Genomic DNA, 25,293 nt, shown 5'->3' on the forward strand with positions numbered 1-25,293 from the left:
GGTCTACCACGGGACCGTGGTAAAAACTGTCCGCCCGGGGGNGACCCTGGGCCTCGGTGAGGACGCTGCGCAGGATCTGCTCGATCTCGTCGAAGTGCGACTGGTCGGCGATCAGCGGCGGCGCGAGCTGGATGACCGGGTCGCCGCGGTCGTCGGCGCGGCAGTACAGGCCGTTGTCGAACAGCGCCCGCGACAGGAACCCGCGCAGCAACTTCTCGGACTCGACGTCGTCGAAGGTCTCCTTGGTCGCCTTGTCCTTGACGAGCTCGATGCCATAGAAGTATCCGTCGCCGCGGACGTCGCCGACCAGGTCGAGGTCGAGCAGCTTCTCGAGCGTCGAGCGGAACGCCCCCTCGTTGCGCAGCACGTGCCCGTTGAGGTCCTCGCGCTCGAAGATGTCGAGGTTGGCCATCGCGACGGCTGCCGAGACGGGGTGGCCGCCGAACGTGTAGCCGTGCGCGAACGACGCGTTGCCCTTCAGGAACGGCTCCATCAGCCGGTCGGACGCGATCATGGCGCCCAGCGGCGAGTACCCGGACGTGAGCCCCTTGGCGCACGTGATGATGTCGGGCTGGTAGCCGAACTTGGTCGCGCCGAACATCTCGCCGAGTCGTCCGAACGCGCAGATGACCTCGTCGGAGACCAGCAGGACGTCGTGCTCGTCGCAGATTTCGCGGACGCGCTCGAAGTACCCGGGCGGGGGCGGGAAGCATCCGCCCGAGTTCTGGACGGGCTCGAGGAAGACCGCCGCGACGGTGTCGGCGCCCTCGGCGAGGATCGCGTCCTCGATGCGGTTCGCGGCCCAGCGCCCGAACGCCAGCTGCTGCTCCTTCTCGTCGGAGAAGCCGCCGAGCGACTCGTCGGGGGCGCGGTAGAAGTTGGTGTTGGGGACGTGCGACGTCGACGGCACGAGCGGCTCGAACATCGACTTCATCGCCGGGATGCCGGTGATCGACAGGGCTCCGTGCGGCGTCCCGTGGTACGCGACCTGACGGCTGACGACCTTGGTCTTGGTGGGCTTGCCGGTCAGCTTGAAGTACTGCTTGGCCAGCTTCCACGCGGTCTCGACGGCCTCGCCGCCGCCGGTCGTGAAGAACACGCGGTTGAGGTCGCCCGGCGCGTATGCGGCGATGCGCTCGGCCAGACGGATCGCGTGGGGGTGCGCGAACGTCCACAGGGGGAAGAACGCGAGCTCCTTGGCCTGCTTGGCGGCGGCCTCGGCGAGCTCCTCGCGACCGTGACCCGCCTGGACGACGAACAGACCGGCCAGGCCGTCGAGGTACTTGCGACCCTGGGCGTCCCAGATGTGCATGCCGTCGCCCTTGACGATGATCGGGATGTCGTGGGTGTCGTCGTAGCTTCCGTGACGCGAGAAGTGCATCCACAGGTGCCGCTTGCCGGCCTCCTGCAGGTGGTCGTGGTCGTCGATGCTCATGGCTCCATTGTCAGGGGCGCAATGCGCTGAAGACAAGGGATTTCGTGGTGTCATCCAATGTTTACTTCGGAATCCGTTGTTCAGTCGCGGTGACTGCGCTTGGATGGGAGGCTCACGGGGACGTGCGAGGAGGGGTGGGATGGAGCGCTGCGACACCGTCGTGGTCGGTGCCGGGGTCGCGGGCCTGACGGCGGCCCGCCTGCTGGCGCGTGCGGGCCGACGTGTCGTGGTGCTCGAGGCGCGCGATCGCACCGGTGGACGGCTGTGGACCGATCGGACGGGCGGCTCGGTCACCGACCTCGGTGCGTCGTGGATCCATGGCGTCACCGACAGCCCGGTCTCTGCGGCGGCGCACGCCTTCGGCATGCGCCCGACCGAGTTGACGGTGGGCGGATACCAGCCCGACAGCCGTCCGATCGCGTACTACGGGACGGACGGCCAACGGCTGTCGGACGCCGCGACGAGACGCTTCGTCGACGACGTCCACGCCGTCGACGCCCTGCTGCCCGAGGTGGTCGCGGGGTCGGCGCCGGACGCGTCGTACGCCGACGTCACCGAGCAGGTGCTCGCCGCGACGGGCTGGGACGCCGAGCGCGCCGAGCGCGTGCGCGAGTACCTGCGCCACCGCTCGGAGGAGCAGTACGGCGTGTGGATCGACGACCTCGCCGCCCATGGCCTCGACGACGACCAGATCGACGGCGACGAGGTCGTGTTCGCCGACGGGTACGACCGGATGACCGAGCACCTGGCGGCCGGCCTCGACGTCCGCCTCGAGCACGTCGTGTCACGCATCGAGTGGGGCGACGACGGTGTGACCGTCAGCGGCGCGTTCGGCGCGGTGGCGGCCGGGACCGCCGTGGTCACGGTGCCGGTGGGCGTGCTGCGCGGCGACGACCTCACGATCGAGCCGGCGCTGCCGGAGCCCGTCGCCGGTGCGCTCGGCCGCCTCGCGATGAACGCCTTCGAGAAGATCGTGCTGCGGTTCCCGACGGCGTTCTGGGACGACGACGTCTACGCGATCCGCCAGCAGGGGCCGCAGGGGCGGTGGTGGCACTCCTGGTACGACCTGACCCGGCTGCACGGCACGCCGACGCTCCTGACGTTCGCCGCCGGTCCCGCGGCCCGCGAGACGCTCGACTGGGACGAGGCGGACGTCGTCGAGTCGGTGCTGGTGCAGCTGCGGCGCCTCTTCGGCGACCGGGTCGAGCGGCCGACGTCCGTCCACGTCACGCGCTGGCAGGACGACCCGTTCGCGCGCGGGTCGTACGCGTACATGACGGTCGGCTCGACGACGTCCGACCACGACGACCTCGCGACGCCCGTGGGCGGCGTGCTGCACGTGGCGGGGGAGGCGACGTGGACCGACGACCCGGCGACCGTCACGGCCGCCCTGTGCTCGGGCCACCGCGCCGCGGTCGCCGTGCTGGGGCGCGACGTGCCGATCGAGGACGCCTGGGCGTCGCTGCCGGTCTGACTCAGGCGGGCACGTGGTCGATGCCAGCGGCGCGGCACACGTACGTCCACACGGTGCGTCGGGCCTCGGGATCGTCGGCCTTGCCGGGCAGGAAGTACGTCGAGCGGGGTCGGCGGTCGCTCCAGAAGCGTCCGCTGGTGCGGGTCGCGGCCGGCGACGCCGTGAGCCACACGATCGTGTCGGCTCCCTGCTCGGCGGTCCGCAGGATCGGTCCGATGACCTTGGCGAACCGCGGCATCGACTCCGTGACGCCCGGGGTGTCGGCCCAGCCGGGGTGCATGCTGTGCACCACGATGCCGTCGGCGGCGTACCGCTTGGCCATCAGCTCGGTCATCGTGACCTGGATGCGCTTGGTGCGGGCGTAGGCGCGGATGCCCTCGTAGCGTCCGCGGCGGTACTCGATGTCGTCGCCGATCGAGGCGTCGAGGGGGGCCGAGTACATGCCGCCGGACGACACGATGACCACGCGCGGGGACTCCGCGGCCGCGAGGGTCTCGCGCAACAGCTCGGTCAGCAGGAGGGGGCCGATCGCGTGCGTCGAGAGGGCCAGCTCGTGGCCCTGGTCGGTCTCGGTGCGCTCGGGCGGCATGACGCCGGCGTCGTGGACGATCGCGTGCAGGGCACCGACGTCCTTCGTCAGCGCGGCGGCGTAGGCGCGGACGGAGTCGAGGTCGCTGATGTCGCAGACCTCCTCGACGAGCTGTGCGTCGGGGACGTCGTCGCGGATCAGGTCGGCGGAGTCGCGCAGGCGGTCGGCGTTGCGACCCACGAGGTGCACGACGGCGCCCAGGCGGGCGATGCCGGTCGCGGCGGCGCGTCCGAGGCCGCTGCTGCCACCGGTCACGACGACGTGGCGACCCACGAGCGACTGGGGTTCGGGGTCGTCGGCCCACCAGCGACGGCGCAGCGCCGGGCCGATCGCCGAGTAGCCGCCGATGAGGGACTTGTCGAGGACGGTGTCGACGACGGACGTCAGGGGAGAGGCCATGCCCCCACGGTAGGCGGGGACGACAACAGATGCATCGTCACCGGTATGTGGCCGTGATGCATCAGGTTTCGTCGGCTAGAGCAGGCCCGCCTCGTGCATCGCGATCGCGACCTGGACGCGGTTGGTCGCGCCGAGCTTGGTGAACAGGTGCGAGATGTGCGCCTTGACGGTCGCGACGCTCATGTGCAGCGAGACGGCGATCTCGGCGTTCGACGCGCCGCGGCCGATCGCCACCGCGACCTCGCGCTCGCGGTCGGTCAGGCACGCGACGCGCTCGAGGGCCTGCCCCACGCGCACGTCGGGCACGGCATCGGTCACCTGACGGATCAGCTGCTCGGTGATCGCGGGCGACAGCATCGGCTCGCCGGCGACGACCCGTGCGACGGCGTCGACGATGTCGGCCGGTGGGGTGTCCTTCAGCAGGAAGCCGTTGGCGCCCGCCGCGAGCGCCCGGACGACGTACTCGTCGGCGTCGAAGGTCGTCAGCACGATGACCTTCGGCGCGTTGGGCAGCGCGACGAGCGCGGCGGTCGCGGCGATGCCGTCCATGACCGGCATGCGGATGTCCATCAGCACGAGGTCGATGCCGCCGGCCCGCACGCGGCGCACCGCCTCCTGGCCGTCCGAGGCCTCGCCGACGACGTCGATCGTCGAGGAGCCGCCCAGGATCATCGCCAGCCCGGCCCGCACGAGCGCGTCGTCGTCAGCGAGCAGCACCTGGATCGGCGCGTCCGTGTCCGGCCCCGCCCCCGCGCCCGTCACGTCGGCCACGGCAGCCACGTCTCGAGCACGAACTCGGCACCGGGGGAGACCTCGTGCGTCAGGGTGCCGCCCGCGAGCTCGGCCCGTTCGGCCAGCCCCGCGAGCCCGAGCCCCGACCGGGGGGCCGACGCGACCGGCTCGCCGACGCGCAACGGGTTGCGGACCTCGATCGTCAGGCCGTCGGCGGGACCGCCCGTGAGCGTCACCGACACCAGCGTGTCGGCGGCGTGCTTGCGGGCGTTCGTCAGCCCCTCCTGGACGACCCGGTACGCCGTGCGACCGAGGGCGTCGGGGACGTCGGCCAGGTCGACCCCGACCCACAGGTCGACGCGCGTGCCCGAGGCGCGCGCCTCGTCGACCAGCGCCCGCAGGTCGCTCGCCGACGGCTGCGGCCGCTCCGGGGCCGAGTCGCCGGGGCCGTTGCGCAGCACGCCCAGCACCTCGCGCAGCTCGACCATCGCGCGGTGGGAGTTGTCCTGGATGATCCCGGCCGTCGTGCGCACCTCGTCGCGGCTGAGGTCGTCGCGGTACGCCAGCGCACCCGCGTGCATCGTGACGAGCGAGATGCGGTGGGCCAGGACGTCGTGCATCTCGCGGGCGATGCGCGAGCGCTCGGCGGTGCGCGCCTGCGCGACGCGCGAGGCCTGCTCGACCTCGGCGGTCTCGGCGCGCTCGCGCAGCGTCGCGATGAGCTCGCGACGCGACCCGATGAACATGCCCCACGCGACCGTGGCGGCGACGACCACCGCGACGAACGGGATCGTGAACGCGAAGTCCTGCGTGCTGACGGGGTTCATGCGCTCGAGCGCGAGCCCGGCCACCAGGCCGAGCGCCGCGACGGGGATGACCTCGCGCCACCGGCGCCGGGTCGCGAGGGAGACCAGGGCCAGCGTCGCGGGCCCGCCCGCCGACCACGAGACGACCGTGACGGCGTTGACGACCACGGCGACCGCGAGCGGGTGCCGGCGCCGCCAGGCCAGCAGGACGAGGGAGAACACGCCCAGGCCCAGGTCGGTCCAGAACCACCAGCGCCGGTGGTCCCACTGCCACGGGGCGATCTCGAACCAGGAGACCGCCGAGATCGCGATGACGAGGACGTACCGCCACGCATGGTTCCACCAGCGCAGGGGCGGCTGGTACGTCACGAAGGGCACCACCCAAGGCTAGGGGCGCCGCGTTCCGTCCACAGCAGCAGAAGGTCTGCGACGTCTCATACTTTCGGCTAGCGCGACATGGTCCCCGGGTGGATGACTCCGGGCTCCCGGTGCCCCAGAGTGGAGGCATGATCACAGTTGACCGTCTCACCAAGACCTACGGTGCGTACCGCGCCGTCGACGACGTGTCGTTCACGTGCCGCCCCGGAGCCGTCACCGGCTTCCTCGGCCCGAACGGTGCCGGCAAGTCGACGACGATGCGCATCATCGCCGGCCTCACGCCCGCCACGTCCGGCACCGCGCACGTCAGCGGTGTCAACTACCTCGACGTCCCCAACCCCGGCACGCAGATCGGCGTCCTGCTCGATGCCTCGGCCCAGCACGCGGGCCGCACCGGCCGCGAGATCCTGATGCTGAGCGCACTGACGATGGGTCTGCCCACGTCGCGCGTCGACCAGATGCTCGAGCTCGTCAGCCTGACGCCCTCGGAGTCCAAGCGCCGCGTCAAGAACTACTCGCTCGGCATGCGCCAGCGCCTCGGCATCGCCAACGCCCTGATGGGCGATCCCAAGATCCTGATGCTCGACGAGCCCGCCAACGGCCTCGACCCCGCCGGCATCCACTGGATGCGCAGCCTGCTGCGCGACTACGCCAACCGCGGCGGCACGGTGCTGCTGTCGTCGCACCTGCTGCACGAGATCGAGGTCATCGCCGACGAGATCATCGTCATCGGCCAGGGCAAGATCGTGGCCGAGGGCACCAAGGCCGAGCTGCTGCAGACCGCCGGCACGTTCGTCAAGGCGGGCGACGCGTCGGCCCTGGCCAACGCCCTCACCGCGGCCGGCATCTCGTCCGGTCCGTCCGGCGACGGCGGCCTGCGCACCGAGACCGACCCCGCGACGGTCGGCAAGGCCGCAGCGGCCGCCGGCGTCGCGCTCGTCGAGCTGCGCCCCGCCGACGGCGCCGGCCTGGAGGAGATGTTCCTCCAGCTGACGTCGACCACCCAGCGCGAAGGAGCCACCTCATGAGCACGGACACCGCACCCGTCACGATCGACACGAGCCGTCCCGGCGTCCCCCTGGGCCGTCTCGTCAAGGTCGAGCTCCGCAAGATGTTCAACACCCGGTCGGGCTTCTGGCTGATGATGAGCATCGCGATCGTCGCCCTGCTCGCGACGATCGGCTGCATCCTGTTCGTGCCGGACGACCAGCTCGAGTACTCGGTGTTCGCCGGGGCGATCGGGTTCCCGATGGCGCTGCTGCTGCCGGTCATCGCGATCCTGTCGGTCACGGGCGAGTGGAGCCAGCGCACGGGCCTGATCACGTTCACGCTGGTGCCGCACCGCGGCAGCGTCATCGCGGCCAAGGCGATCGCGGCCGTCATCGTGGGTGTCGTCGGCATGTCGGTCGCGCTGCTGATCGGCGTCGTCGGCAACCTCGCGGCGGCCGCGATCAACGGCATCGACGTGGTCTGGAACTTCGGCGCGTCCGACGTCATCGGCCTGCTGGTCGCGAACGTCCTGGGCCTGCTCGTCGGCTTCATGCTCGGCGTCCTGATCCGCAACACGCCCGGCGCGATCGTCGGGTACGTCGTGTACTCGTTCCTGCTGCCGGTGATCTTCCAGCTGCTGGCGAGCCTGCAGGAGTGGTTCGACGACCTGCGCCCGTGGGTCGACTTCAACTTCTCGCAGGCGCCGCTGCTCGACGGCAACGGACCCTCCGGCGAGGAGTGGGCCCAGCTGGGCACCTCGGGCCTGATCTGGCTCATCATCCCGATGAGCGTGGGCGTCTGGGCGGTGCTCCGCTCCGAGGTCAAGTAGACCCCGGCGACACAGACCTCCGGGGCGCGAGGCGGCGACAGGACATCTCCGCCGGGCGTCACGGACAACCGGCCCGGCCGGTGACGGTGGCGGCGTGCTCACGAGCACGTCGCCACTCGTCGTTGCCGGACGGTCGCACGCCGGCCGGGTGCCACAATAGCCCCATGCGCACGCGTGTGGCCGTCCTCGGCTCGACCGGATCGATCGGCACCCAGGCCCTCGAGGTCGTCGCCGCCAACCCCGACCGGTTCGAGGTCGTGGCGCTCGCGGCGGGCGGGGCCAACCCGCGGCTGCTCGCCGAGCAGGCGATCGCCTTCGACGTCCCGCTGGTGGGGGTCGCCCGCGCCAGCGCCGCCGAGGACGTCCAGCTGGCGCTGTACGCCGAGGCGCAGCGCAACGGCTACGCCCACGGCGACCACCGCGTGCCGCGCCTGCTGGCGGGCCCCGACGCGGCCAGCCAGATCGCGCGCTCGCCGTGCGACGTCGTGCTCAACGGCATGACGGGTGCCGTCGGCCTGCTGCCCACGCTCGCGGCGCTCGAGACCGGCACGACGCTCGCGCTGGCCAACAAGGAGTCGCTCATCATCGGCGGATCGCTCGTGATCGACGCCGCCGCCCCGGGGCAGCTCGTCCCGGTCGACTCCGAGCACTCGGCGCTGGCGCAGGCGATGCGCGGCGAGAGCCCCGACGATGTCCGCCGCCTGGTCGTCACCGCCAGCGGTGGGCCGTTCCGCGGACGCACGCGGGCCGAGCTGGCCGACGTCACGCCCGAGCAGGCCATGGCCCACCCGACGTGGGACATGGGCCCCGTCATCACGATCAACTCCGCGACCCTCGTCAACAAGGGCCTCGAGGTCATCGAGGCGCACCTGTTGTTCGGCATCGGCTTCGACCGCATCGAGGTCGTGGTGCACCCGCCGTCGATCGTCCACTCGATGGTCGAGTTCGTCGACGGCGCCACGATGCTGCAGGCGTCGCCGCCCGACATGAAGCTGCCGATCGCGCTGGGGCTGTCGTGGCCCGACCGCGTCCCGGACGCCGCGGCCGGCTGCGACTGGTCCAGCCCCGCGACGTGGGAGTTCTTCCCCCTCGACGAGGAGGCCTTCCCGGCCGTCTCCCTTGCTCGTCGAGCCGGCGGGTTCGGCCGCACGGGCCCGGCGGTCTTCAACGCCGCCAACGAGGTGTGCGTCGAGGCGTTCGTCGACGGACGGTTGGACTTCCTCGGCATAGTGGACACGGTGGGCGCCGTCCTCGACGAGCACGTCTCCGACCCGGACGCCGCCCGCCAGGAGATGAGCCTCGACGGCGTGCTGGGCGCCGACGCGTGGGCCCGCGAGCGGGCCGGAGAACTGGTGGGACAGAGATGATGAACGCACTGATCTACACCCTCGGTGTGGTCGTGTTCGTGATCGGCGTGGTGCTGTCGATCGCGCTGCACGAGATGGGCCACATGTACCCGGCCAAGAAGTTCGGGATCAAGGTCACGCAGTTCTTCGTCGGCTTCGGCAACACGGTGTGGTCGACCAAGCGGGGCGAGACCGAGTACGGCTTCAAGAGCATCCCGCTCGGCGGCTACGTCAAGCTCGTCGGCATGCTGCCGCCCGCCAAGGACGCCGATCCGCACGAGGTGCGCACGACCAACACGGGCCTGTTCACGCAGCTGATCTCCGACGCCCGCAACGCCGAGTACGAGCACGTCGAGGACCAGGACCTCGACCGGCTGTTCTACCGCAGGCCGTGGTGGCAGAAGCTCATCGTGATGGCCGGCGGGCCCATGGTGAACATCGTGATCGCGGTGTTCCTGTTCGCGGTCGTGTTCATGGGCTTCGGGGCCATGACGCCCACGACGACGGTCCAGGCCGTCTCCGACTGCGCCATCACCGACGCCGAGGCCGGTCGCACGTGCACGTCGTCCGATCCCGAGACGCCCGCGAGCAAGGCCGGCCTCGAGGCCGGCGACCGCATCACGGCCTTCAACGGCAGGCCCATCGACGACTGGGACGAGCTGTCCCAGATCATCCGCGCCAACGGCTCGCGCGAGGCGACGATCGACTACGTCCGCGACGGGCGCACGCTGAGCGCGACGGTCGCGACGTCGGTGCTGGCCCGCGCCGACCTCGACGACCCCACCAAGACCGTCGAGGTCGGCTTCCTGGGCGTCCAGCCGACCCAGGAGATGCAGCGCCAGGGGCCCGTCTACGTCGCGCAGGTGATGGGCGACTACGTCGAGGGCACCGCGAAGGCGATCTGGCACCTGCCCGTCCGCATGGTCGACGTCACGAAGGCCGCCTTCGGCGCCGACCGCGATCCCGAGGGGCCCATCAGCGTCGTCGGCGCGAGCCGCGTCGCGGGGGAGTCGTTCACGATCGACGACCCGACGTGGGCCGAGCGGGCCCAGCGCGTGCTGGTGCTCCTCGCGGGCCTCAACCTGTTCCTCGCGATGTTCAACTTCATCCCGCTGCTGCCGCTCGACGGCGGTCACATCGCCGGCGCCCTGTGGGAGGCCGTGCGGCGGGGCGTCGCGAAGCTGCGCGGAGCCCCCGATCCGGGCTACGTCGACGTCGCCAAGATGCTGCCCGTCGCGTACGCCATGGGGGCGCTCCTTATGCTGATGAGTGTGATCCTGATCTACGCAGACATCGTCAACCCGGTATCGCTCTCATGACCGAGCGCCAGCGAGGGAATCATCAGGTGCGCATGACGACGCCGTCGTACGGTGCTCTTCCCAGGACGGTGGAGTCATGACAGATCTCGGTCTGCCCGCCATGCCGCCGCCGGTGCTCGCGCCGCGCCGCAAGACCCGCAAGATCAAGGTCGGCTCGGTCGACGTCGGTGGTGACGCCCCGGTGTCGGTGCAGTCGATGACGACGACCCTGACCTCCGACGTCAACACGACGCTGCAGCAGATCGCCGAGCTCACCGCCGCGGGCTGCGACATCGTCCGTGTCGCGTGCCCGAGCCAGGACGACGCCGACGCGCTGCCCGAGATCGCCCGGCACTCCAACATCCCGGTCATCGCCGACATCCACTTCCAGCCCAAGTACGTGTTCGCCGCGATCGACGCCGGCTGCGCCGCCGTCCGCGTCAACCCGGGCAACATCCGCAAGTTCGACGACCAGGTCGGCGCGATCGCGCGCGCGGCCAAGGACGCCGGCACGTCGATCCGCATCGGCGTCAACGCCGGCTCGCTCGACAAGCGCATCTTCGACAAGTACGGCTCCGCGACGCCCGAGGCACTCGTCGAGTCCGCGGTCTGGGAGGCGTCGCTGTTCGAGGAGCACGACTTCCACGACTTCAAGATCTCGGTCAAGCACAACGACCCCGTCATCATGGTGCGGGCGTACGAGCTGCTGTCCGAGGCCGGCGACTGGCCGCTGCACCTCGGCGTCACCGAGGCCGGCCCCGCCTTCCAGGGCACGATCAAGAGCTCCGTCGCGTTCGGCTCGCTGCTCAGCAAGGGCATCGGCGACACGATCCGCGTCTCGCTGTCGGCGCCTCCCGTCGAGGAGGTCAAGGTCGGCATCCAGATCCTGCAGTCGCTCAACCTGCGTCCCCGCAAGCTCGAGATCGTGTCGTGCCCGTCGTGCGGACGCGCGCAGGTCGACGTCTACACGCTGGCCGAGCAGGTCACGGCGGGCCTCGAGGGCATGGAGGTGCCGCTGCGCGTCGCCGTCATGGGCTGCGTCGTCAACGGCCCCGGCGAGGCGCGCGAGGCCGACCTCGGCGTCGCGTCCGGCAACGGCAAGGGTCAGATCTTCGTCAAGGGCGAGGTCATCAAGACCGTCCCCGAGGCCAAGATCGTCGAGACCCTGATCGAGGAGGCCCTGCGCCTCGCCGAGGACATGGAGCCCGTCGAGGGCGGCTCGGCCTCGGTCTCGATCAGCTGAGCGCCGGCCACGCCCCGGACGGACTCGGCAGCGTCGGCGCCACCGGCGCGCCGTAGGCTGTCAGGACCGCGCCGGGACAGGGGAGGAAGAGTGCTGAAGACCACGCCGCACCTCCGTGCCCTGACCCCCGACGACCTGCCCGAGCTGCACGGGCTGCTCGATCGCGACCCCCTGGTCAACCTGTTCGTGCGCAACCGGGTCGACGCGACCCGGCTGCAGGCCCGCTGGCTGGGCGGCCAGGTGTGGGGCTACTTCGAGGACGACGTGCTGGTGTCGGCCTGCCACGCGGGCGCCAACGTCGTCCCGGTGCAGGCGACCCGCAAGGCGCTCGCGGCCTTCGCCGAGCGGGTGCTGGCCGACAACGTCCGCCCCTCCTCGATCGTGGGCCTGCGCGACGCCGTCCTGCCGTTCTGGGAGATGCTCGAGCCCCGCTGGGGCCCCGCGCGGTCGCCGCGGCTGTCGCAGCCGTTCATGACCCTGCGGCGCGACAGCCGGGTCGCCCCCGACCCGCGGGTGCGTCCCGTCCTGATCGACGAGTTCGACGTGCTCTACCCCGCGAGCGTCGCGATGTTCACCGAGGAGGTCGGCGTCGACCCCGAGGTCGGCAACCGGACGGGCTACCGGGCCCGTGTCGCCCAGCTCATCTCGCAGGGGTGGTCGTTCGCGATCATCGAGGACGGCCGGGTGCTGTTCAAGACCGAGGTCGGGGCCGCGACGACCGAAGCGTGCCAGCTGCAGGGCGTCTACGTCCACCCCGAGCTGCGCGGGCGCGGGCTGGCCGTCCCCGCCATGGCCGCGGTCGTGCAGCAGGTGCGGCGCACCGTGGCGCCGGTCGTCACGCTGTACGTCAACGACCACAACACAGCGGCGCGGCGCACGTACGAGCGGGTCGGCTTCGAGCACACCGCGACGTTCGCGTCCGTCCTGCTCTGAGCCCGCGCACCGGGCCCGGGGCTAGGGTGCGTGCATGACTCGCGACATCACCATCATGGGCGGCGCCTTCATCGGCATGGGCCTCCTGCACTTCGTCAGGCCCGCCCCGTTCGAGAACATCGTCCCGAAGGCGCTGCCCCGCAAGAAGGATCTCGTGTACGCGTCGGGCGTCGTCGAGATCGCGGCCGGCGCGATGATGCTGCACCCGCGCACGCGTCGCCTGGGCGGACTCGGCGCCGTGGGCCTGCTCGCCGGCGTGTTCCCCGCGAACCTGCAGATGACGGCCGACGCGCTGCGCAGCTCTCGGGCCCCCGGCTACTACAAGGTCGGCACGGTCCTGCGCCTCCCGCTGCAGGCGCCGATGATCCGCATCGCGCTGAAGGCCGCCCGCGCCTGACGTCCGCCGCGAGGGGGGCCGATAGGCTCGCGGCATGCGCATGACCAAGCTCTTCCTCCGCACGCTCCGCGACGACCCCGCCGATGCCGAGGTGCCGAGCCACAAGCTCCTGGTGCGCGCCGGCTACGTCCGTCGCGTCGCCCCCGGCATCTACTCGTGGCTGCCGCTGGGCCTGAAGGTGCTGGCCAAGGTCGAGCGGATCATCCGCGAGGAGATGGGCGAGATCGGCTCCCAGGAGGTGCGGTTCCCCGCGCTGCTCCCGCGCGAGCCCTACGAGGCGTCGAACCGCTGGACGGAGTACGGCCCCAACCTCTTCCGGCTCAAGGACCGTCGCGGCAACGACATGCTGCTCGGGCCCACGCACGAGGAGATGTTCGCGCTGCTGGTCAAGGACCTCTACTCGTCCTACAAGGACCTGCCGCTGAGCCTGTTCCAGATCCAGACCAAGTACCGCGACGAGGCACGCCCCCGCGCCGGCATCCTGCGCGGTCGCGAGTTCATCATGAAGGACTCGTACTCGTTCGACGTCGACGACGCGGGCCTCGAGGCGTCCTACCAGGCGCACCGCGCGGCGTACGTGCGCATCTTCGACCGGCTCGGCTTCGAGTACGTCATCGTGCACGCCGACTCGGGCGCGATGGGCGGGTCGGCCAGCGAGGAGTTCCTCGCCGTCTCCGAGACGGGGGAGGACACGTTCGTCCGCTCGCCGGGCGGCTACGCCGCGAACGTCGAGGCGGTCACGACGATCGCGCCCGATCCCGTCCCGTTCGACGGCCTGCCGGCCGCGCACGCCGAGCAGACCCCCGACACCCCCACCATCGCGACGCTCGTGACGCACCTCGACGAGGCGTTCCCGCGTGACGACCGGCCGTGGCAGGCGTCCGACACGCTCAAGAACGTGCTGGTCGTCCTGCGCCACCCCGACGGCACGCGCGAGCCGCTCGCGATCGGGGTGCCCGGTGACCGCGAGGTCGACGCCAAGCGTCTCGAGGCCGCGGTGTCGCCGGCCGAGGTCGAGCCGTTCGACGAGAAGGACTTCGCGGCCCACCCCGCGCTCGTGAAGGGGTACATCGGCCCCGGTGTGCTCGGCGCCGAGAGCGAGTCCGGCATCCGCTACCTGACCGATCCGCGGGTCGTCGACGGCACCCGGTGGGTCACGGGCGCCAACGAGCAGGGCTCGCACGTCATCGACCTGGTCGCCGGCCGCGACTTCACCTCCGACGGCACGATCGAGGCCGCCGAGGTGCGCGCCGGTGACCCCGCGCCCGACGGCTCCGGCCCGCTCGAGCTCGCCCGCGGCATCGAGATGGGACACATCTTCCAGCTCGGCCGCAAGTACGCCGAGGTGCTCGACCTGAAGGTGCTCGACGAGAACGGCAAGCTCGTCACGGTCACGATGGGCTCGTACGGCGTCGGCGTGTCCCGCGCCGTCGCCGCCGTGGCCGAGTACGCGCACGACGACGCGGGCCTGGTGTGGCCCAAGGAGCTCGCACCGTTCGACGTCCACCTGATCGTCGCCGGCAAGGACGAGTCGGTCGTCGCGGGCGCCGAGCAGGTCTACGCCGATCTCGTGGGCGAGGGCTTCGACGTGCTGTTCGACGACCGTCCCGGCAAGGTCTCGCTGGGCGTCAAGTTCAAGGACGCCGAGCTCGTGGGCGTCCCGACGATCGTGGTCGTCGGTAAGGGCTTCGTCGACGGCGTCGTCGAGGTCAAGGACCGTGCGTCGGGCGAGCGTCAGGACGTCGCCCTGGGCGATCTCGTGGCGGCGCTGCGCGCCTGACCCGGGTCAGGGCAGGCCGGGGAATGCCGTCGGGGCAGCACCCCAGGTCTGCGCCGCCAGGGCGGACGTCCGCAGGGCCGTGACGGCCAGCTCGCGGACGTCGCCCTCGGCCGTCCCGGCCAGGGTCAGCACGGCCGCGCACACGCGGTCCTCGAGCGACCGGGCCGCCGCGCGCGCCTCGTCGACGGTCGTGAGGGGCCCGACGGTGTAGCCGAGGGCCGCCGAGACGGGCTCGACGCCGCGGGCACGCAGGCGGACCACCAGGTCGTCGCGGACGTCGCGGTGCGCCTCGAACGACGTCGTCGCGCGGTCGCGCAGCGCGTCGAGGCGGGCCCCCACGACGGGGTAGAGCCAGACGGCCTCGTGCTCGAGCGCGAGCCAGGCCTGCAGCGCCTCGGTCGGCGTCATCGCAGGCCCCTCACGGCCCGCACGCCCTGCGCGTGACCGGCCGACATCGACGCGAGCACCCGCACCAGCGCCGGCGACCCCGCGGCGAGGGCGTCGCGTCGACGATCGGTGCGGGCCGCGTCGAGCGCCGTCGCCAGGGCGTCGACGGCGGCCGCGACGTCGGCCGGGGGAGCGGGGGACGCAGGAGCCGTGGCCCCGCCCAGCGCGGCCAGCTGCTCGCGCACGATCGCGGCCACGGGGTCCAACGCCAGCCCGGGGTGCGCGGCAGCCGTCGATTCGACGGTCGCCAGCAGGGCCGCCGTCGCCGTCGCCGCGCGCCGCAGGATGCGGGTGTCGCCCGGATCGGGCTCGGGCCTCGGGTCGAGGCCGACCGCGTCGGCGACGTCGTCCAGACGCCCCGTGGCCTCGGCCGCGACCAGCAGCCCGCCGGCACCCACCACGGCGACACCCGTGCCGATCAGCACGCGGCGAGTCATCACCCCGGCAGGCTATCCGACGCCCGGGAGGCCCCCGCACGTCGCGACGTCCGGAGCACCCTCCGGCACCCGATAGGGTGGAGCGACGCATCACGGCCGGAGGACATCACCCGGCCGACAACCGAAGACGGAGGACGCACCATGACGGACAGTCTGGAGACCCTCGTCGAGAGCACCGTGACGTCGCTGGGGCTCGACCTCGAAGCCCTCGACCTCACCCCCGCCGGCAACAAGCGCGTCCTGCGCATCGCGGTCGACCGCGACGGCGGGGTCGGCATCGACCACATCACCGACGCGACCCGCGCCCTGTCCGAGGTGCTCGACTCCTCGGACGTCATGGGCGAGCAGCCCTACACGCTCGAGGTCACCTCGCGGGGCGTCGACCGTCCGCTCACGCTGCCGCGCCACTGGCGTCGCAACGAGGGCCGCCTGGTCCGCCTGCGGCTGGCCGGCGACGACGTCGTGGACGAGACCTCGGTCGACGGACGCATCGGTGCCAGCGACGACACCGGCGTCGAGATCGTCGGACGCTCGACGACCCGCTACGCCTACACCGACATCACCTCAGCGCTCGTGCAGGTCGAGCTCAACCGGAAGGACGCCTGATGGACATCGACATGGCCGCCCTGCGCGCCCTCGAGCGCGAGAAGGAGATCCCCTTCGCGGCGATCTGCGAGGCGATCGAGACCGCGCTGCTCTCGGCGTACCACAAGACCGGCGTCGCCAAGCAGCACGCGCGCGTCGAGCTCGACCGCACGTCCGGCCACGTGACGGTCTGGGCCAAGGAGCGCATCGAGGTGCCGCCGGCCCCCGAGCCGGCCGAGGGCGAGGAGCCCGCACCGCGCCCCGAGCCGTCGTTCACGCCCGAGTTCGACGACACGCCGGACGACTTCGGCCGGTTCGCGGCGACGATCGCCCGCCAGCTCATCATGCAGAAGATCCGCGACGCCGAGGACGAGTCGAAGTACGGCGAGTTCTCCGGCAAGGTCGGCGACATCGTGTCGGGCGTCATCCAGCAGGGGCGCAACCCGCAGGACGTCATGCTCGACCTGGGTCGCGTCGAGGCCGTCCTGACCGGCACCGAGCGCGTCCCGGAGGAGAAGTACGCCCACGGCGAGCGCCTCAAGGCCTACGTGTACGAGGTCGAGAAGGGGCTGCGGGGGCCGCGCGTCAAGGTCTCGCGCACCCACCCCAACCTCGTCAAGCTGCTGTTCGCGCTCGAGGTGCCCGAGATCGCCGACGGCTCTGTCGAGATCTTCGCGATCGCCCGCGAGGCCGGCCACCGCACCAAGATCGCGGTGCGCGCCAACGTCGCCGGCGTCAACGCCAAGGGCTCCTGCATCGGCCCGATGGGCCAGCGCGTGCGCAACGTCATGCACGAGCTGCACGGCGAGAAGATCGACATCGTCGACTTCAGCGACGACCCGGCCGAGTTCATCGGCCACGCGCTGTCGCCGTCGCAGGTCCGCAGCGTCACGATCGTCGACGAGTCGACCCGGTCGGCGCGGGTCGTCGTCCCCGACTTCCAGCTGTCGCTCGCGATCGGCAAGGAGGGGCAGAACGCCCGGCTCGCCGCCAAGCTGACGGGGTGGCGCATCGACATCCGCTCCGACACCGAGGCGCCGCGCGCCGAGGCCGACTGACCGATGGCGCAACCGTCAGCCCAAACGGGTAGACTGGGTGAGGTCGTCCGGACGTGCATCGGTTGCAGGCAGCGTTCGGACAAGACCGATCTGGTGCGAGTCGTCGCAGTTCAGGGGCCCACGACAGTCGTCGTGACTCCCGATCCGCGCGGCACGCTGCCGGGACGAGGGGCGCACCTGCACCCCACGGCCCGGTGCCTGGATCTGGCGACGCGCCGCAAGGCGTTCGGTCGGGCCCTTCGAGTCGAGGGGCCGCTCGACCTGGACGCCCTGAGATCCGTCGTGGCCGATCCGGACACCACCGCATGACCACGAGGAGCGCAACAGCGTTCCCTGACCGAAATCGGAGCACTCGCTCATGTCACACATGAATGGCCTCGGCCGATGAGTACTGCGCGATGAGTACTGCGCAATGAGCACGTTCGTCAACTAGTGGTCTGATCCTCCTTCGGGGTCGGACCCCCCTGAAGGAGAAAAGTGGCTGTCAGAGTCCACGAGCTCGCACGCGAGTTCGGCGTCGAGAGCAAGGTCGTCCTGTCCACCCTGAAAGACATGGGTGAGTACGTGAAGTCGGCCTCCTCGACCGTAGAAGCCCCCGTCGTCCGACGCCTCAACGAGGAGCACGGCGACGCCCTGCGCGCGCAGGGCGCCAAGAAGTCCGGCGGCAAGAAGGCCGCCGCACCCCAGCCGTCCGCCCAGGCCGCCGCAGCCCCCGCTGCTCCGGCCGCCGACGCCGCCCCGGCGCCCGCGGCACCCCCCGCCGCGGCCACACCCGCCCCGGCGGCGCCCGCGCGCACCCCCGGGCCGGTCCCGGGACCGCGCAAGGTCGTCCCCGACCCCGAGCCGGCGCCCGTCAAGGAGACCCCGGCGCCTGCCGCCGAGGCTCCTGCCGCGGCGACGCCCGCGGCCCCGGCCGCCAAGGCGACCCCCGGCCCCACGCCCGGACCCCGTCCGGCCGCGCCGGGTGGTGCCCGTCCCGGCAACAACCCGTTCTCGTCGACGCAGGGCATGCAGCGCAACACGCCGCGTCCGCCCGCCGCTCGTGAGGGCGGCGGCACCGGCGCCGCACCCACCCCGGGTGCCGGTGGCGGCGGCATGCCGCGTCCGAACCCGGCCATGATGCCGCGCCAGTCGGGCCTCCCGGGCCCGTCGGCCGGTCGCGGCGGCCCCGGAGGTCGTCCCGGCGGCGCTCCCGGTCGTCCCGGCGGCGGTGCTCCCGGTCGTCCCGGTGGCGGTGGCGGCGGCTTCGCCGGTCGTCCCGGCGGCGGTGGCGGAGCCCCCGGTCGTCCCGGTGGCGGCGGCTTCAGCGGTCCTCCCCGCACGGGTGGTCCCGCGGGTCGCAACACCCGTGGTGGCACGCAGGGCGCGTTCGGTCGCGCCGGCGGCCCCGTGCGTCGTGGACGCAAGAGCAAGCGCGCGAAGCGTCAGGAATTCGACCAGATGCAGGCGCCCGCGATCGGCGGTGTCCGCGTCCGCAAGGGCAACGGCGAGACCGTCCGCCTGACGCGCGGCTCGTCGCTGGCCGACTTCGCCGACAAGATCGGCGCGGACTCCGCATCGCTGGTCGAGGTGCTGTTCCACCTCGGCGAGGTCGTCACGGCCACGCAGTCGGCCAACGACGAGACGCTGCTGCTGCTCGGCGAGGAGCTCAACTACACCGTCGAGGTCATCTCGCCCGAGGACGAGGACCGCGAGCTGCTCGAGTCGTTCGACATCGAGTTCGGCGAGGACGAGGGCAGCGAGGACGACCTCATCGCCCGTCCGCCCGTCGTCACGGTCATGGGTCACGTCGACCACGGAAAGACCAAGCTCCTCGACGCGCTGCGCAGCAGCAACGTCGTCGACAAGGAGGCCGGCGGCATCACCCAGACGATCGGCGCCTACCAGGTCTCGACCGAGGTCGACGGCACCGAGCGTCGCATCACCCTGATCGACACCCCCGGTCACGAGGCGTTCACCGCCATGCGTGCCCGTGGTGCCCAGGCGACCGACATCGCGATCCTCGTGGTCGCGGCCGACGACGGCGTCATGCCGCAGACGGTCGAGGCGCTCAACCACGCCAAGGCCGCCGGCGTCCCGATCGTCGTCGCGGTCAACAAGGTCGACAAGCCCGACGCCGACCCGACCAAGGCACGCGGCCAGCTCACCGAGTACGGCCTGGTGCCCGAGGAGTACGGCGGCGACACGATGTTCGTCGACGTCTCGGCCAAGGCCGGCCTCGGCCTGGACGACCTCCTCGAGGCCATCGTCCTGACCGCCGACGCGTCGCTCGACCTGCGGGCCAACCCCACGCAGAACGCCGAGGGTCTCGTCATCGAGGCGCACCTCGACCGTGGTCGCGGCCCTGTCGCGACGGTGCTGGTGCACCGCGGAACCCTCAAGGTCGGCGACTCGATCGTCGCCGGACCGGCCTTCGGCCGTGTCCGCGCGATGCTCGACGAGCACGGCAACAACATCGAGGAGGCGACCCCGTCGCGTCCCGCCCTGGTGCTCGGCCTCACCGCCGTGCCCGGTGCCGGTGACAACTTCATGGTCGTGTCCGACGACCGGCTGGCGCGTCAGATCGCCGAGAAGCGCGAGGCGCGCGAGCGCAACGCCCTCCTGGCCCAGCGCACCGGCCGCCGCACCCTCGAGGACTTCATGTCGTCGATGGAGAAGGGCGAGACCGACGAGCTGCTGCTCATCCTGAAGGGCGACGGATCGGGCTCGGTCGAGGCGCTCGAGGACGCACTGGCCCAGATCGACGTCGGCGACGAGGTCGCGCTGCGGGTCATCGACCGCGGTGTCGGTGCGATCACCGAGACCAACGTCATGCTGGCCGCGGCGTCCAACGCCGTGATCATCGGCTTCAACGTCCGCCCGCAGGGCAAGGCGACGGAGCTGGCCGACCGCGAGGGTGTCGAGATCAAGTACTACTCGGTCATCTACAACGCGATCGAGGAGATCGAGGCGTCCCTCAAGGGTCTGCTCAAGCCGGAGTTCGAGGAGGCGCAGCTCGGTACCGCCGAGATCCGCGACATCTTCCGCTCCAGCAAGATCGGCAACATCGCCGGTTGCATGGTCACCAGCGGCACGATCAAGCGCAATGCGAAGGCCCGACTGCTCCGCGACGGCTCCGTCGTCTCGGACAACCTCGACTTCAGCAGCCTGCGTCGTGAGAAGGACGATGTGTCCGAGGTGCGTGAAGGCTTCGAGTGCGGTCTCGTGCTCCGTGGCTACAACGACATCAAGATCGGCGACATCGTCGAGACGTTCGAGCTGCGCGAGAAGCCTCGCGCGTAGTCAGCACCGCCCAGGACGTCATACCGGGCGTGGCCCCCGTGCCACGCCCGGTATGACGTCCGACTGATTCCGGGAGAGAAAGAACATGGCAGGACCCCGCAACGCCAAGGTCGGCGACCGCATCAAGGTCATCGTGGCCCAGATGCTCGAGCGTCGCGTCAAGGACCCCCGACTGGGCTTCGTGACGATCACGGACGTCCGCATGACCGGCGACGGTCAGCAGGCGTCGGTGTTCTACACCGTGATGGGCGACGAGCGCCAGCGCGACGACACCGCCGCGGCCCTGCGCAGCGCCACGGGCCTCATCCGGTCCGAGGTCGGCAAGCAGCTCGGCACGCGCATCACCCCCTCGATCACGTTCTTCCTCGACTCGGTCCCCGAGACCGCCAAGGAGATCGAGGAGCTCCTCGCGAAGGTCAAGGCCTCCGACGACGAGGTGCTCTCGCGCACCGCCGGGGCGCAGTACGCCGGCGAGGCCGATCCGTACAAGAAGCCCGCCGCCGACACCGACGAGGACGACGACGAGTGACGGGTGTCGGATCGGGCCTGGTCATCGTCGACAAGCCGGCGGGCTGGACGTCGCACGACGTCGTCGGTCGCATGCGCCGTCTGGCGCAGACCAAGAAGGTCGGCCACGCGGGCACGCTCGACCCCATGGCCACGGGCGTGCTCGTGCTCGGCGTCAACCGGGCCACGCGCCTGCTGGGCTACCTGACGCACGCCGACAAGGAGTACGTCGCCACGATCCGCCTCGGTCAGTCGACCGTCACCGACGACGCCGAGGGCGAGCTGACGGCGTCGACGTCGGCGGCCCACCTCGACGAGCAGGCCGTCCGCGCGGTGCTGCCGGCGTACACCGGCGACATCCAGCAGGTGCCGTCGTCGGTCTCGGCGATCAAGGTCGACGGCGTGCGCTCGTACGCCAAGGTGCGGGCCGGCGAGGAGGTCGCGCTCAAGGCGCGGCCCGTCACGGTGTCGACGTTCGCCCTCGACGCCGTCCGGGCCGAGGGCGACGTGCTGGACGTCGACGTTCGCGTCGTCTGCTCCAGCGGCACCTACATCCGTGCCCTGGCCCGCGACGTCGGCGACGACCTCGGCGTCGGGGGACACCTGACGATGCTGCGTCGCACCCGTGTCGGCGGGTTCCCGCTGCGGCTGGCCCGCACGCTCGAGGAGCTCGAGAACGAGCTGCACGTCATCGGCCTCGACGACGTCGCACGCGCGAGCTTCGACTCGTACGACCTGCCGGAGCGCGAGGCCAACGACGTCCGGTACGGACGCGCGCTGACCGGCATCGACCTCGGCGCGCCGCGTGCGGTCGCGATGTTCGACCCCGCAGGTGAGTTCCTGGCGCTGTACGAGCAGCGGGGCGGTGTGGCCAAGCCCGTCGCGGTGTTCGTCTAGGGTCGACCCATGTCACTGCGAGACTCGACCCGCCGCCTCGTCCGCCAGGGTCTGCTCGCGGTGCTGACCGCCCAGGTGGCGGCCGTCGCGTCGCTGATGGGGGCCGATCGCGTCCGGCGGCTCCTGCGCGGTCGCAAGATCCCCGAGCTCGAGCCCTCTCAGCCCGTGTCGCACCGCATCGGCGACGGCAGCACCGCGACGACGTACACGTACGGCGAGGTGCTGTTCGACGACATGCTCGCCGCGATCGAGGGCGCGTCCCGACGCATCCTGCTCGAGACGTACATCCTCAAGGGCGACGAGATGGGTCGGCGCTTCAAGCGGGCGCTGATCGACGCCGCCGAGCGCGGCGTCGAGGTCTACGTCGTGTACGACCAGTTCGCCAACCTCGTGGTCAAGCCGAGCTTCCTGACGTTCCCCGAGCCCGTGCAGGTGCTGCGGTACCCGCTGATCTCGTCGTGGAAGCTGCTGAGTCCCCGGCACCTCGGCCGTGACCACCGCAAGATCCTGGTCGTCGACGACGCCGTCGCGTACGTCGGCGGCTACAACATCGGCTCGACGTACGCGACGGAGTGGCGCGACACGCACCTGCGGATCGAGGGGCCCGCGGTGTGGGACCTCGACAACGCGTTCGTCGACTTCTGGAACACCCACCCGCGTCGGACGACCGACCGTCTGCCGCAGATGCCGGCGGCCAGCTGGCGTCCCGAGATCCGCGCGCACCGCAACGTGCCGCGCCAGCTGATGTACCCGATCCGCGGCATGTACCTCGAGGCGATCGACCGCGCGCACGTCAGCATCAGCATCACGGCGGCCTACTTCATCCCCGACAGCGACATCCTCGACGCGCTGCTCGACGCCCGACGTCGCGGGGTGCAGGTGCGGATCATCGTGCCGAAGGTCTCCAACCACGTCGTGACCGACTGGCTGTCGCGCGGCTTCTACGGACAGCTGCTGCGGGCCGGCGTCGAGATCCACCGCTACACCGATCACATGGTGCACGCCAAGACCGCGACCATCGACGGCGAGTGGACGACGATCGGCACCGCCAACATCGACCGCCTGAGCCTGCTCGGCAACTACGAGATCAACCTCGAGATCCTCGACCGGGGCCTGGCCGAGGGCATGGAGAAGGTCTTCGCCGACGACTGCGCCAAGTGCGAGCGGCTGAGCCTCGACGAGTGGATGGAGCGGCCGATCCTGGCGCGCGTCTACGAGGCCATCCTCAAACCCCTGGGCCCGCTGCTCTGACGTCCCGCGCATGAGAGGCGTCTCATGCGCGGCTCACGCGGGCCTCACCACCCGCGGCGAGTCTTGCTCTGTCAGCACACCGACAGAGGAGACACCATGAACACCTTCATCCGCACCGGCATCGTCACGGTCGCCGCCACGGTGGGGCTCGGCACCGCCGGCTTCGCCGTAGCCACCGCCAGCACCTCGTCCGACACGCCGGAACCCGTCGTCAAGCGGGAGGACACCTCGACGTCCTGGACGCAGTCGACCGACCTCGACGACGACGTGCGCGACGACGTCGACGAGGACTCGCCGACCGTCGACACGGCCGGCACCATCGCGACGAGGAACACGACGGTCACGAAGGACACGGCCCCGACCCAGGACCAGCCGACCCAGAACACCGTCAAGACGGTCAAGACCGCGCCGACGAAGAACACCGCGCCGACCGCGAACACCGCCGGCTGATGTCCGACACCTGGGGCCTGGCCGGGGGCGACGCGATCGCCCCCGGCCTGACGGCCGTCCGGTCGGTCGGCGGCGGAGACGTGTTCGAGGCGTGGTCGGCCTTCGACGAGCGGCTGCACGCGCCGGTCGTGATCAAGATCGTGCGTCCGGGCCACGTCGACGTCGAGAGCTCGCGGGCCGGCCTGCTGCGCGAGGTCGAGATGCTGTCGCGGCTGAACCACCCCGGCGTCGTCCGGCTCTTCGCCTACGACGACGAGGGGCCCCGCCCGTACCTCGTGCTCGAGAACGTCGACGGCCCGAACCTGTCGTCGCTGGTCTCGCGGCACGGTCACCTGCCGCTGCACCAGCTGCTGCCGCTGGGTCTCGAGCTCGCCTCGGCGCTGCACTACCTGCGGCACGAGGGCGTGTGCCACCTCGACGTCAAGCCCAGCAACGTCATCATGGGCGCTCCCGCGAAGCTCATCGACCTCAGCGTCGCGATGGACGTCGCCGACGCCCGGGATCTCGACCACCCCGTGGGCAGCGACGAGTACATGGCGCCCGAGCAGTGCGAGCCGGGGGAGCGGGGTGCCGTCGACCACGCGAGCGACGTGTGGGGGTTCGGCGCGACGATGTTCCGCGCGGCCGCCGGCCACCGTGCCTTCGACCGCGAGCCCCGCTGGCAGCAGCTGACGCACGGGCCCGCCGCGCTGCCGCACTTCGTCCCGCACGAGCTCGGCGACCTGATCACGTCCTGCCTGGCCCCCGCACCGACCGACCGGCCCCTGCCGTCCGAGATCGCCCTCGCGATCGAGCCGATGATGGACCGCCTGCCCACGGCCCGGCTCTCGGGCTTCAAGATCTCCCTCTGAATCGTCCGGCCCAGCCGGCGCTGCGGAGCAGGCGGGTGAGCTGGTCGGCGACCCGCGCCTGCTCGTGACGGGTCGAGTACGACGTGAACGCGACGAGTCGCGGGCCGGTGATGACGACCTCGTTGGCCCGGTCGAGGTCGTCGCTCCACTGCTGGACGTCGACGTGCGGGACGCCGTGCACCTGGGCGGCGACGTCCCACTCGTCCCAGCCCGCGTCGAGGTAGTAGTGGCCGTCAGGTGCCTCCACCCGGCGCTGCCGAGAGGGCGCGGGCAGTCCTGCAGTGCGCCAGATCTCGTCGAGGTCGCGCTCGGGCAGCGACGCGATGCCGCCCCCGGCGTCGAGGATCGACTCACGGATCAGGGCCCTGCGACGGATCGGCCCGCGACGACTGAGCGCGTCGCGCATCGTCCGCTCTGCCAAGAGGCCTTGCTGGAACGCCGCAAGGACGATCGCGACGGTGTGCCGGTCGGTGGTCGTCCACGCGGCGGCGTCGACGACGCTGCGTGCCGGTCGGGTGCGGCGCGGCTCGAGCAGCGGGTGGACGTCGAGGTCGCTCAGCTCTGTGCTCCAGTGCGGTCGCAGACCGGGGTCGTTCTTCGGCGGTCGCCTCGCCCCCTCGGGTTGGACGACATCGGTGTGCCGGGCGTCGAATCCCTCGAACCCGTGCTGCCGCAGCGCCGACAGCCCCGCGAGCGCGGCCCCTGGCGCACAGACGTGCAGACGGACGAGGTCGAGCTCGTGCGGCGTCAGCGGGGCGTTGTGGTCGACGACCACGCCACGGGCAGGACGCTGCCAGCGCCCGACGGCGATGGCGTGGCGAACGGTGGGACGTCCGTGCTGGGCGACGGCGGTAGCGGTCCTCATGACGGTCACGGCTCGATCGTGCTGCCGGGCGTAC

At 71.4% G+C, this 25,293-nt stretch carries 24 protein-coding genes and 1 pseudogene; 18 read left to right on the top strand and 7 right to left on the bottom strand.

The features are described 5' to 3' along the window. Nucleotides 1-42: 42 nt before the first annotated feature. Nucleotides 43-1,435: pseudogene (locus tag IFT73_RS03535) on the bottom strand (aspartate aminotransferase family protein); the annotation flags it as partial. Between the two features lie 139 nt (nt 1,436-1,574). On the opposite strand from IFT73_RS03535, the gene IFT73_RS03540 reads away from it, so the two are divergent. After that, entirely contained in the window at nt 1,575-2,909 is a 1,335-nt protein-coding gene (locus IFT73_RS03540; protein WP_192166399.1) for an NAD(P)/FAD-dependent oxidoreductase, read from the top strand. Nucleotide 2,910: 1 nt separating this feature from the next. Here the strand turns inward: IFT73_RS03540 and IFT73_RS03545 are convergent, their stop codons facing one another. The 3 genes from IFT73_RS03545 to IFT73_RS18600 all read right to left on the bottom strand — a co-directional run bounded on the left by IFT73_RS03545 (nt 2,911) and on the right by IFT73_RS18600 (nt 5,813). Continuing rightward, nucleotides 2,911-3,897, bottom strand: a complete 987-nt coding sequence (locus IFT73_RS03545) for an SDR family NAD(P)-dependent oxidoreductase (RefSeq protein ID WP_192166400.1) — start codon at nt 3,895-3,897, stop codon at nt 2,911-2,913. A gap of 75 nt (nt 3,898-3,972) precedes the next feature. Further along, complete coding sequence (locus IFT73_RS18595) at nt 3,973-4,668, bottom strand: response regulator (protein WP_371811146.1); 696 nt, start codon at nt 4,666-4,668, stop codon at nt 3,973-3,975. Further along, a complete protein-coding gene (locus IFT73_RS18600) occupies nt 4,656-5,813 on the bottom strand; it encodes a sensor histidine kinase (RefSeq protein ID WP_371811147.1) in 1,158 nt (385 codons plus the stop codon). The genes IFT73_RS18595 and IFT73_RS18600 overlap by 13 nt, the downstream gene beginning before the upstream one ends. Nucleotides 5,814-5,941: 128 nt before the next feature. Between IFT73_RS18600 and IFT73_RS03555 the strand changes: the two genes are divergently transcribed. The 8 genes from IFT73_RS03555 to IFT73_RS03590 all read left to right on the top strand — a co-directional run bounded on the left by IFT73_RS03555 (nt 5,942) and on the right by IFT73_RS03590 (nt 14,629). After that, complete coding sequence (locus IFT73_RS03555; RefSeq protein ID WP_192166401.1) at nt 5,942-6,841, top strand: ABC transporter ATP-binding protein; 900 nt, start codon at nt 5,942-5,944, stop codon at nt 6,839-6,841. Next, entirely contained in the window at nt 6,838-7,632 is a 795-nt protein-coding gene (locus tag IFT73_RS03560) for an ABC transporter permease subunit (protein WP_192166402.1), read from the top strand. The genes IFT73_RS03555 and IFT73_RS03560 overlap by 4 nt, the downstream gene beginning before the upstream one ends. A gap of 164 nt (nt 7,633-7,796) precedes the next feature. After that, nucleotides 7,797-8,999: a 1-deoxy-D-xylulose-5-phosphate reductoisomerase gene (gene dxr, locus IFT73_RS03565; RefSeq protein WP_192166403.1), complete on the top strand. Its 1,203-nt coding sequence runs from the start codon at nt 7,797-7,799 to the stop codon at nt 8,997-8,999. Beyond that, nucleotides 8,999-10,297, top strand: coding sequence for an RIP metalloprotease (locus tag IFT73_RS03570; RefSeq protein ID WP_192166404.1), 1,299 nt, complete (start codon nt 8,999-9,001; stop codon nt 10,295-10,297). Before dxr ends, IFT73_RS03570 begins: the two co-directional genes overlap by 1 nt. 76 nt (nt 10,298-10,373) lie before the next feature. Continuing rightward, complete coding sequence (gene ispG / locus IFT73_RS03575; RefSeq protein ID WP_056607741.1) at nt 10,374-11,519, top strand: flavodoxin-dependent (E)-4-hydroxy-3-methylbut-2-enyl-diphosphate synthase; 1,146 nt, start codon at nt 10,374-10,376, stop codon at nt 11,517-11,519. Between the two features lie 90 nt (nt 11,520-11,609). Next, complete coding sequence (locus tag IFT73_RS03580; RefSeq protein WP_192166405.1) at nt 11,610-12,452, top strand: GNAT family N-acetyltransferase; 843 nt, start codon at nt 11,610-11,612, stop codon at nt 12,450-12,452. A gap of 34 nt (nt 12,453-12,486) precedes the next feature. Continuing rightward, nucleotides 12,487-12,849, top strand: coding sequence for a hypothetical protein (locus tag IFT73_RS03585; protein WP_192166406.1), 363 nt, complete (start codon nt 12,487-12,489; stop codon nt 12,847-12,849). Between the two features lie 40 nt (nt 12,850-12,889). Further along, the gene (locus IFT73_RS03590; protein WP_192166958.1) at nt 12,890-14,629 is read left to right on the top strand and encodes a proline--tRNA ligase; all 1,740 of its coding nucleotides are present in this window, start codon (nt 12,890-12,892) and stop codon (nt 14,627-14,629) included. Nucleotides 14,630-14,635: 6 nt separating this feature from the next. Here IFT73_RS03590 and IFT73_RS03595 read toward each other — a convergent pair whose 3' ends face one another. Then, nucleotides 14,636-15,037 carry a ferritin-like domain-containing protein gene (locus IFT73_RS03595; protein WP_192166407.1) on the bottom strand — a complete coding sequence of 134 codons (402 nt, stop codon included), beginning with the start codon at nt 15,035-15,037 and terminating at the stop codon, nt 14,636-14,638. After that, the gene (locus IFT73_RS03600) at nt 15,034-15,516 is read right to left on the bottom strand and encodes a hypothetical protein (protein ID WP_192166408.1); all 483 of its coding nucleotides are present in this window, start codon (nt 15,514-15,516) and stop codon (nt 15,034-15,036) included. Before IFT73_RS03600 ends, IFT73_RS03595 begins: the two co-directional genes overlap by 4 nt. Before the next feature lie 138 nt (nt 15,517-15,654). On the opposite strand from IFT73_RS03600, the gene rimP reads away from it, so the two are divergent. The 9 genes from rimP (at nt 15,655) to IFT73_RS03645 (ending at nt 24,394) form a co-directional block, all read left to right on the top strand. Further along, nucleotides 15,655-16,119, top strand: coding sequence for a ribosome maturation factor RimP (rimP, locus tag IFT73_RS03605; RefSeq protein WP_056607751.1), 465 nt, complete (start codon nt 15,655-15,657; stop codon nt 16,117-16,119). Continuing rightward, a complete protein-coding gene (gene nusA / locus IFT73_RS03610) occupies nt 16,119-17,156 on the top strand; it encodes a transcription termination factor NusA (protein WP_056607753.1) in 1,038 nt (345 codons plus the stop codon). Before rimP ends, nusA begins: the two co-directional genes overlap by 1 nt. Before the next feature lie 3 nt (nt 17,157-17,159). Continuing rightward, nucleotides 17,160-17,465 carry a YlxR family protein gene (locus IFT73_RS03615; RefSeq protein WP_192166409.1) on the top strand — a complete coding sequence of 102 codons (306 nt, stop codon included), beginning with the start codon at nt 17,160-17,162 and terminating at the stop codon, nt 17,463-17,465. A gap of 168 nt (nt 17,466-17,633) precedes the next feature. Next, nucleotides 17,634-20,438: a translation initiation factor IF-2 gene (gene infB, locus IFT73_RS03620; protein ID WP_192166410.1), complete on the top strand. Its 2,805-nt coding sequence runs from the start codon at nt 17,634-17,636 to the stop codon at nt 20,436-20,438. A gap of 85 nt (nt 20,439-20,523) precedes the next feature. Continuing rightward, nucleotides 20,524-20,967, top strand: a complete 444-nt coding sequence (gene rbfA, locus IFT73_RS03625; RefSeq protein WP_192166411.1) for a 30S ribosome-binding factor RbfA — start codon at nt 20,524-20,526, stop codon at nt 20,965-20,967. Continuing rightward, nucleotides 20,964-21,842: a tRNA pseudouridine(55) synthase TruB gene (gene truB / locus IFT73_RS03630; RefSeq protein ID WP_192166412.1), complete on the top strand. Its 879-nt coding sequence runs from the start codon at nt 20,964-20,966 to the stop codon at nt 21,840-21,842. The genes rbfA and truB overlap by 4 nt, the downstream gene beginning before the upstream one ends. A gap of 9 nt (nt 21,843-21,851) precedes the next feature. After that, on the top strand, nt 21,852-23,093 hold the full coding sequence (locus IFT73_RS03635) for a phosphatidylserine/phosphatidylglycerophosphate/cardiolipin synthase family protein (protein ID WP_192166413.1): 1,242 nt from the start codon (nt 21,852-21,854) through the stop codon (nt 23,091-23,093). Nucleotides 23,094-23,189: 96 nt separating this feature from the next. Next, complete coding sequence (locus tag IFT73_RS03640; RefSeq protein ID WP_192166414.1) at nt 23,190-23,543, top strand: hypothetical protein; 354 nt, start codon at nt 23,190-23,192, stop codon at nt 23,541-23,543. Further along, nucleotides 23,543-24,394, top strand: a complete 852-nt coding sequence (locus IFT73_RS03645) for a serine/threonine-protein kinase (RefSeq protein WP_192166415.1) — start codon at nt 23,543-23,545, stop codon at nt 24,392-24,394. Before IFT73_RS03640 ends, IFT73_RS03645 begins: the two co-directional genes overlap by 1 nt. On the opposite strand, the gene IFT73_RS03650 is transcribed toward IFT73_RS03645, so the two are convergent. Beyond that, nucleotides 24,378-25,268 (bottom strand): hypothetical protein, encoded by an 891-nt coding sequence (locus IFT73_RS03650; protein WP_192166416.1) that lies wholly within the window; start codon nt 25,266-25,268, stop codon nt 24,378-24,380. The two genes, IFT73_RS03645 and IFT73_RS03650, sit on opposite strands and share 17 nt — an antisense overlap. Nucleotides 25,269-25,293 lie beyond the last annotated feature (25 nt).

The sequence above is a fragment of the Aeromicrobium sp. CFBP 8757 genome (genome assembly GCF_014841755.1).
Classification (GTDB): Bacteria; Actinomycetota; Actinomycetes; order Propionibacteriales; family Nocardioidaceae; genus Aeromicrobium.

Bases quoted from the DNA above. Each gene is read 5' to 3' on its own strand.
- IFT73_RS03540 (WP_192166399.1), top strand. From the start codon at position 1,575: ATGGAGCGCTGCGACACCGTCGTGGTCGGTGCCGGGGTCGCGGGCCTG.
- IFT73_RS03545 (WP_192166400.1), bottom strand. From the start codon at position 3,897: ATGGCCTCTCCCCTGACGTCCGTCGTCGACACCGTCCTCGACAAGTCC.
- IFT73_RS03555 (WP_192166401.1), top strand. From the start codon at position 5,942: ATGATCACAGTTGACCGTCTCACCAAGACCTACGGTGCGTACCGCGCC.
- IFT73_RS03560 (WP_192166402.1), top strand. From the start codon at position 6,838: ATGAGCACGGACACCGCACCCGTCACGATCGACACGAGCCGTCCCGGC.
- dxr (WP_192166403.1), top strand. From the start codon at position 7,797: ATGCGCACGCGTGTGGCCGTCCTCGGCTCGACCGGATCGATCGGCACC.
- IFT73_RS03570 (WP_192166404.1), top strand. From the start codon at position 8,999: ATGAACGCACTGATCTACACCCTCGGTGTGGTCGTGTTCGTGATCGGC.
- ispG (WP_056607741.1), top strand. From the start codon at position 10,374: ATGACAGATCTCGGTCTGCCCGCCATGCCGCCGCCGGTGCTCGCGCCG.
- IFT73_RS03585 (WP_192166406.1), top strand. From the start codon at position 12,487: ATGACTCGCGACATCACCATCATGGGCGGCGCCTTCATCGGCATGGGC.
- IFT73_RS03590 (WP_192166958.1), top strand. From the start codon at position 12,890: ATGACCAAGCTCTTCCTCCGCACGCTCCGCGACGACCCCGCCGATGCC.
- IFT73_RS03595 (WP_192166407.1), bottom strand. From the start codon at position 15,037: ATGACGCCGACCGAGGCGCTGCAGGCCTGGCTCGCGCTCGAGCACGAG.
- rimP (WP_056607751.1), top strand. From the start codon at position 15,655: ATGACGGACAGTCTGGAGACCCTCGTCGAGAGCACCGTGACGTCGCTG.
- nusA (WP_056607753.1), top strand. From the start codon at position 16,119: ATGGACATCGACATGGCCGCCCTGCGCGCCCTCGAGCGCGAGAAGGAG.
- IFT73_RS03615 (WP_192166409.1), top strand. From the start codon at position 17,160: ATGGCGCAACCGTCAGCCCAAACGGGTAGACTGGGTGAGGTCGTCCGG.
- rbfA (WP_192166411.1), top strand. From the start codon at position 20,524: ATGGCAGGACCCCGCAACGCCAAGGTCGGCGACCGCATCAAGGTCATC.
- IFT73_RS03635 (WP_192166413.1), top strand. From the start codon at position 21,852: ATGTCACTGCGAGACTCGACCCGCCGCCTCGTCCGCCAGGGTCTGCTC.
- IFT73_RS03640 (WP_192166414.1), top strand. From the start codon at position 23,190: ATGAACACCTTCATCCGCACCGGCATCGTCACGGTCGCCGCCACGGTG.
- IFT73_RS03645 (WP_192166415.1), top strand. From the start codon at position 23,543: ATGTCCGACACCTGGGGCCTGGCCGGGGGCGACGCGATCGCCCCCGGC.